This is a genomic window from Sphaerospermopsis reniformis, from assembly GCF_005402885.1.
In the GTDB taxonomy this organism is placed as follows: domain Bacteria; phylum Cyanobacteriota; class Cyanobacteriia; order Cyanobacteriales; family Nostocaceae; genus Sphaerospermopsis; species Sphaerospermopsis kisseleviana.
The window spans coordinates 1-6,299 of sequence record NZ_BJCE01000282.1; the positions used below are offsets into that span (position 1 = coordinate 1).

The following is a 6,299-nucleotide window of genomic DNA, read 5'->3' on the forward strand; positions in this document are numbered from 1 at the left end:
TGACTATTTAATCAAATTAGCTGAATATGAAAAATTATGTATTTCTGAATATTGGATCACTGACTATCTAGGTTTAGGTGGAAGAAGATATATTGGTAATCCTAAACAACCAACAATTTCTATACATAATTTAATTGAAGGAGAATATCAAGTTAGTCAATTTACAGGAAATGATGTGTTAATTTCTGCGGCATTTCCTAACTTGAATTTAACAGCTAATCAAATTTTTAGAATTGGTGATAAAAGGTAAAAATAAATCCTTCATTTCTCGTTCTAGAAATTGGCTTCTCTGTGCCTCTGTGGTTCGTTTAAAAAACTATTAATTTTTAAATTTTAACTCCCATGATCTTCCTAGAACTCGTACTGCAAAACTTCGGTCCCTACGCTGGTAGACAAGTCATCAACCTTGATCCCAGAATAGATCAAGATAATATTCGCCCTATCATCCTTTTAGGAGGAATGAATGGTGGCGGAAAAACAACATTAATGGATGCTATTCGCCTCGCATTATATGGACAACGCGCCCAATGTTCTACTAGAGGAAACTTGAGTTATAATGATTTTTTAACTCAATGTGTCAATAGTCAAGCTGATCCCATTAATAAAACCAGAATTGAATTAGTTTTTGAACACATCGAAGACGATAAACCAATTCAATATCGTGTAGTGAGAACTTGGGAAAAAAATCCCAAAGACGGTAAAGACTCATTAGGAATTTTAGGAAAAGATGAAACTTGGCCTGTTGATTCTTTAGCTACTATTTGGGATGAATATATAGAAAATATTCTCCCTTTAGGTATTTCTAATTTATTTCTGTTTGATGGGGAACAAGTAAAAGAACTTGCAGAACAAGAAACACCACCTGCTGTAGTTGTAGATGCTATTAATGGACTTTTAGGATTAGAATTAGCTGATAAATTAGCAGTAGATTTAGAAATATTAGTGAATCGTAAAAAAAAGGAAACTGCTGATAAACAAGATTTAGCTAAATTAGAAGAATTAGAAAACCGTTTAGCAGAACAATTACAAAAAGAAAATAATAAACAAAAAGAATTAGAAAAATTAGAAACAGATTTAAAAGATTTAAAAATTCAATATGATGAAGCATTAAATAAATATATTTCTGAAGGTGGAAAACTCGCTGCTGAACGTAGTCAACTAGACACCCAAAAAGAAAATCAAGTTCAAAATGCAGAAAATATCCGTAAATCATTACGTGAATTAGCGGAAGATGTGCTACCATTAGGGTTAATTCCTAATTTATTATCCCAAATTCAAACCCAAGGGGAAAAAGAGTTAAAATTTCAACAAATGCAATTAGCAAAGGATGTGTTAATTGCTAGAGATCAACGTTTACTAAATTTGCTCAATCAGCTAAATTTAGAATTAGAGAAAATTAACAGTATTCAAAATTTCTTAGTTGAAGATATTGATAAATTATATGCTGTTAATTCATCTACAGAAACCACTTGGTTAAATGCTGATGAAGAAAGTTTAACTTTGTTAGATAATCTCGTCTATCGTTTACAAATTGCCAAAAATACAGCTAATGCTAAAATATTAGAACTGCAAAATTACGAAGAACAAATACTCACCATAGACAGACAAATTCAAACAGCAGCAGCACCAGAAGCTTATGCAGAATTACAACAAGCTAGGGAAAAAGCCGAAAGAGAATGGAATAAAGCAAATAGTAATGTAGAGTTTTTAAAACGTCATTTATTAGAATTACAAGCAACAATTGAAAAAACCAAAAAAGAACTAACTAACTATACTAGCGATAGTTTGAAATATCAAAGTACAGAACATTTAATTAATGCAGTCACTAAAGTACAAGCAACCTTAAAGATATTTAGAGAAAAATTGACATTAAGGAAATTGAATAAATTAGAAGAAGAAGTAAAAAACTGTTTTCTTTATCTTCTGCATAAATCAGATTTAGTTCATAGAATTGCCATTGATGCCCAGACATTTAGTATATCATTATATGATTTAAAAGGAAAACCAGTACCTAAAAATCGCCTATCAGCAGGAGAAAAACAACTATTAGCGATCGCCTTCCTTTGGGGTTTAGCAAAAGTATCAGGAAAACGTTTACCCGTTGCTATTGACACACCACTAGGAAGACTCGACTCATCCCACAGAAACAACCTAGTAGAAAGATACTTTCCCGCAGCGAGTCATCAAGTAATCTTACTTTCCACCGACACAGAAATAGCCAAAAAAGAAGTAGAACTCCTGAGAGAAAACGAAGCGATCGCCCGTGAATACCTCTTGCAATATAACTCTGGTAAAAGAGAAACTACAATAAAAGACGGTTATTTTTGGTAACTTGGTAATGGGTAATTGGTAATGGGTAATTGGTAATTGGTAATTGTGAGGAATAAAATATATGGGTAGACCAGATTTTGAGGAGTTGCAAGTTTATAGGTTATCGGAAAAATTAGCCAATGAAATTTGGAAAATAGTTATACAATGGGATAGTTTTTATAAAGATACAGTAGGTAAGCAAATTGTGCGTGCAGCAGATAGTATTGGGTCAAATATAGCAGAAGGAAGGGGACGTTATAATTTTCAAGATAATAAACGGTTTATTAAAATTGATAGAGGTTCTCTAAATGAAACAATTCATTGGATGAGATTAGATTATGTTCGCAAATTATTAACAATTGAACAAGTTAACATTCTCAAACCATTAATAGATGAACTGTCACCAAAATTAAACGCCTACTTAAATTCTCTTGGCAACACTAAAGACACAGATTAATACCCATCACCAATTACCAATTACCAATTACCAATTACCAATTACCAATTACCAATTACCAAAATCATGGAATCACCAATAGAACGTATTAGACTATCCCAAACAGCCAAAGATCAACTACTCAAACTCAAACGCAACACCAAAATAGAACAATGGAACATCCTATGCAGATGGGCGTTTTGTCGTTCCCTAGCAGAAACCGCCCCCCCATCACCCGTACCCATCCCCCAAGATAGCAACGTAGAACTAACCTGGAAAGTATTTGGGGGAGAAATGGCTGATATATTGCTATTGGCATTGAAACAACGTTGTCACAACGACGGTTTAGACACAGATAAAGAAACCCTAATCACCCAATTTCGTTTACACCTACATCGAGGAATAGGATACTTAGCCGGAGATCCAAATATTAAGAGAATTGAAGATTTAATAGAAATGGCAACAAAGAAAGTAAAATCCTCCTGAGTTACCCCAAGACAGAAGTTAATTAATTTTAACTTCTAAAGTAGGGCTTGCTGAATAAATGTAAAACCCAGATAGAAAAAAGGTTACAGGCTGATAAAGAGGAAAAAAGTGCAAGGGTTTTCAAGGGTATACCTGAAAAAGTGTGCATTTTTTTGGATTTCTAGAGATAGTAAAGAAATTTTCAAACCTCCTCCTGACTCCTGACTCCTGACTCCTAACTCCTAACGAAAAGACTTTTTCAGCAAACCCAAAGTATTATCTCTTCCCTTTATTCTGTCACCTGTCACCTGTAACCTAAAAAATAATGCAAGAAATTCAAGCACTAAAACAGGCATTTCAAAGCCGAAAAATGGCAGGTTTGCTATTATTAGGCTCTGCTTCTGGTTTACCATTATTCCTAACAACTCGCACCCTGCAACTATGGATGAAAGATGCCGAAGTTGACGTTGCTAAAATCACATTATTTGGATTAGTTAGTTTACCATACTCATTAAAATTTATCTGGTCGCCTCTAATTGATAGATTTTCTCCCCCATTTTTAGGAGGAAGAAGAGGTTGGTTATTTTTAACGCAAATTGGATTAGTCATAGCTATCTTAGCAATGGCATTACAACAACCAACCCAGAATACCCAAATATTAATGACATTAGCAATTACATCATTTATAATTGCTTTTTTAAGTGCCACTCAAGATATTGCTGGTGACGCTTATCGCACAGAAATTTTAAACCCCTTAGAATTTGAAACCGGCGCATCATTGTGGGTTTTAGGTTATCGTATTGCCCTATTTATAGCCTTTTCCCTAGCCGCATGGTTAGCCGGATTTCTGTCATGGAACATAGTTTATTTACTCATGGCAGGATTTATGGGCTTAGGTTTAATTACCACATTTTTTGTACCATCAGAACCCCAAATAGAAAATAGCTCTATATCTGCCAATAACACATCTTTAAAAATCAAAGATATTATATTTCTCTTAGTAATTATTACTATTATTACGAGTTTGGTCGGTGGTGTAATATCAGAAACTATCCCATTAAAAGTCTTCTATTGGATATTAGGCGGACTACTCATAGCTTGGATTAGTGCATCAATTATATTGCCTAAACCTCAACTAAATGAACAACAAGAAAATATCACACCCCACACATTACAAGAAGCAGTAATTTTACCATTACAAATCTTCTTAGAAAAGTTCGGCATCACCAAAGCACTGATAATTCTGATATTTATCATTCTCTATAAACTTGGTGACTCCTTAGTGGGAATTACAGCTAACTTATTCGCTAAAGAGATTAAATTTGATAACCAAGAACTGGCAACCGTTTATATTATTGGTTTAGTTGCCACTACCGTAGGAGTCATCTTAGGTGGGATAATAATGTCCAGAATCGGCATCAATCGCGCCCTTTGGATATTCGGTGTACTGCAATTACTCAGCAACTTAGGTTATTATGCACTAGCTATCACCGGCAAAGACTATTCTATGTTAGCGATCGCCATCATGATAGAAAACACCAGCGCCGGATTAGTGACAGTGGCCACCGTAGCCTATTTAATGAGTCTATGCAGCCACAACTTCACCACCACACAATTTGCTCTCTTTTCTAGCCTCATGGCACTAAGTCGAGACGTACTTTCAGCACCCGCAGGAGATTGGGCAAAAGCCACGGGCTGGCCTTCATTCTTCCTACTCTCAATGGTAGCAGCCCTACCTGGATTGCTACTACTACCCCTAGCAGCCCCTTGGAATCCCAAACCAGTGACAGCAACCAGACCAGGACTTGAAGAAGAAGAGGATATATGGGAAACCAAGTAGTAATTCTTGTCGGTACATTCGTCCTCGTTGTCACAGGTTTATTACTGGGCTACGTACTCTCACAATTAGTTTTAGGATATCTTCTCTTTAGCCCCCTCACTCTCCTGGGAACAATCAGCTTAGTTCTAATTTTTGGCACACTCTACTACGTTTTATTTTGGCAACTAAAAAGAGAACAGTTACAACCCTCCACTCCCAGCTTACCTAATCAGGTAGACGAAGAAATTACAGGTAACTACCTCAAAAACCGACTCATTGCCAAATTATCCGGTGACGTAGCCGCAGCCGAAAGATTAATCGAACAAGCCAAGCAAAATTATCCCGGAATGCCAGAAAATTGGTATTGTGAACGAGTCCTGGATGATTTGGATCGGGATGCACGTTAACCTTTAGTTTTTCCTGCCTCCAAACTCGCTAAAATAAATTAAGAAAAATTTACATTAACTGGTTTTCCACCAGTTACCTCATTATTTACAATCCCGAATATGGCTTTTTTTCGTCAATACATCGCCCCCCTACTCGTAGTTCTAGTATTTTTGATTGCCCTAGTCGCAGTCAGCGCCCGGATTTTCCTACCCTCCGACATGGCCGCACCCGCACCCATTGGAGTGATAGTTAGTAATTTGTAAACAAGGGAACAGGTGACTGGTGACTGGTGACTGGTGACAGTAAAGAAAACTTGAGATTTTAGATTTTAGATTGGAGATACTCAAAACAATCCAAAATCCAAAATCCAAAATCCAAAATTGAATCGCCCCATGCCCAATTTTGACTTTCCTTTGGACGGCTATTCTATTCGCCGAGGTTCTACCTTAGACAAAGCACTATTGGTTAAGTTTATCCAGCGTACTTACCAAGAACTATTTCCTACTCAAGATTTTTCTCACCTCGCCTGTACAGTGGAACAATATTTCTCCACTGATACCCCTTTGTGGTGGGTATATGAAACTCAGGGAACAGGGAACAGGGAACAGGGAACAGAAGGCAGGAGGCAGGAGGCAGAAGGCAGAAGGCAGGAGGGAGAAGGCAGGAGGCAGGAGGCAGGAGGAAGGCAGTAGAAGGGAGGAGGCAGGAGACAGGAGGTAAATATTTCTTCCCAGTCCCCAGTCCCCAGTGCCCATATATTAATGGCTAAACACGCTGGTATAGCAAGGTTTACCTATAATTGGGGTTTAGCTACTTGGGCTTCTTTGCATAAAGATGGATTAAAGCCAAACAAATATATCCTCAAAAAATTCTTTAATAACC

The 6,299-nt window shown here is 36.6% G+C and carries 8 protein-coding genes and 1 pseudogene; all 9 read left to right on the forward strand.

Translation table 11 applies throughout. From position 1 onward, the window contains the following. Positions 1-250: Uma2 family endonuclease (locus tag FFR48_RS24280; protein ID WP_201277675.1), on the forward strand; the 250-nt coding region annotated here is incomplete at its 5' end. Between the two features lie 92 nt (positions 251-342). Next, on the forward strand, positions 343-2,331 hold the full coding sequence (dndD, locus tag FFR48_RS24285) for a DNA sulfur modification protein DndD (protein WP_096567855.1): 1,989 nt from the start codon (positions 343-345) through the stop codon (positions 2,329-2,331). A gap of 61 nt (positions 2,332-2,392) precedes the next feature. Then, a complete protein-coding gene (locus FFR48_RS24290; RefSeq protein WP_096567857.1) occupies positions 2,393-2,767 on the forward strand; it encodes a four helix bundle protein in 375 nt (124 codons plus the stop codon). A 66-nt stretch (positions 2,768-2,833) separates the two neighbouring features. Continuing rightward, positions 2,834-3,232: a DNA sulfur modification protein DndE gene (dndE, locus tag FFR48_RS24300; protein WP_137669142.1), complete on the forward strand. Its 399-nt coding sequence runs from the start codon at positions 2,834-2,836 to the stop codon at positions 3,230-3,232. A 304-nt stretch (positions 3,233-3,536) separates the two neighbouring features. Continuing rightward, on the forward strand, positions 3,537-5,051 hold the full coding sequence (locus FFR48_RS24305) for an AmpG family muropeptide MFS transporter (protein ID WP_137669143.1): 1,515 nt from the start codon (positions 3,537-3,539) through the stop codon (positions 5,049-5,051). Continuing rightward, positions 5,036-5,437 carry an ABC transporter permease gene (locus tag FFR48_RS24310; protein WP_137669144.1) on the forward strand — a complete coding sequence of 134 codons (402 nt, stop codon included), beginning with the start codon at positions 5,036-5,038 and terminating at the stop codon, positions 5,435-5,437. The genes FFR48_RS24305 and FFR48_RS24310 overlap by 16 nt, the downstream gene beginning before the upstream one ends. Before the next feature lie 99 nt (positions 5,438-5,536). Next, a complete protein-coding gene (locus tag FFR48_RS29130) occupies positions 5,537-5,680 on the forward strand; it encodes a DUF8624 family small hydrophobic protein (protein WP_187041732.1) in 144 nt (47 codons plus the stop codon). Between the two features lie 129 nt (positions 5,681-5,809). Next, a pseudogene (locus tag FFR48_RS24315) lies at positions 5,810-6,004 on the forward strand (GNAT family N-acetyltransferase); the annotation flags it as partial. 174 nt (positions 6,005-6,178) lie between these two features. After that, positions 6,179-6,299: helix-turn-helix domain-containing protein (locus FFR48_RS24320; protein WP_162501952.1), on the forward strand; the 121-nt coding region annotated here is incomplete at its 3' end.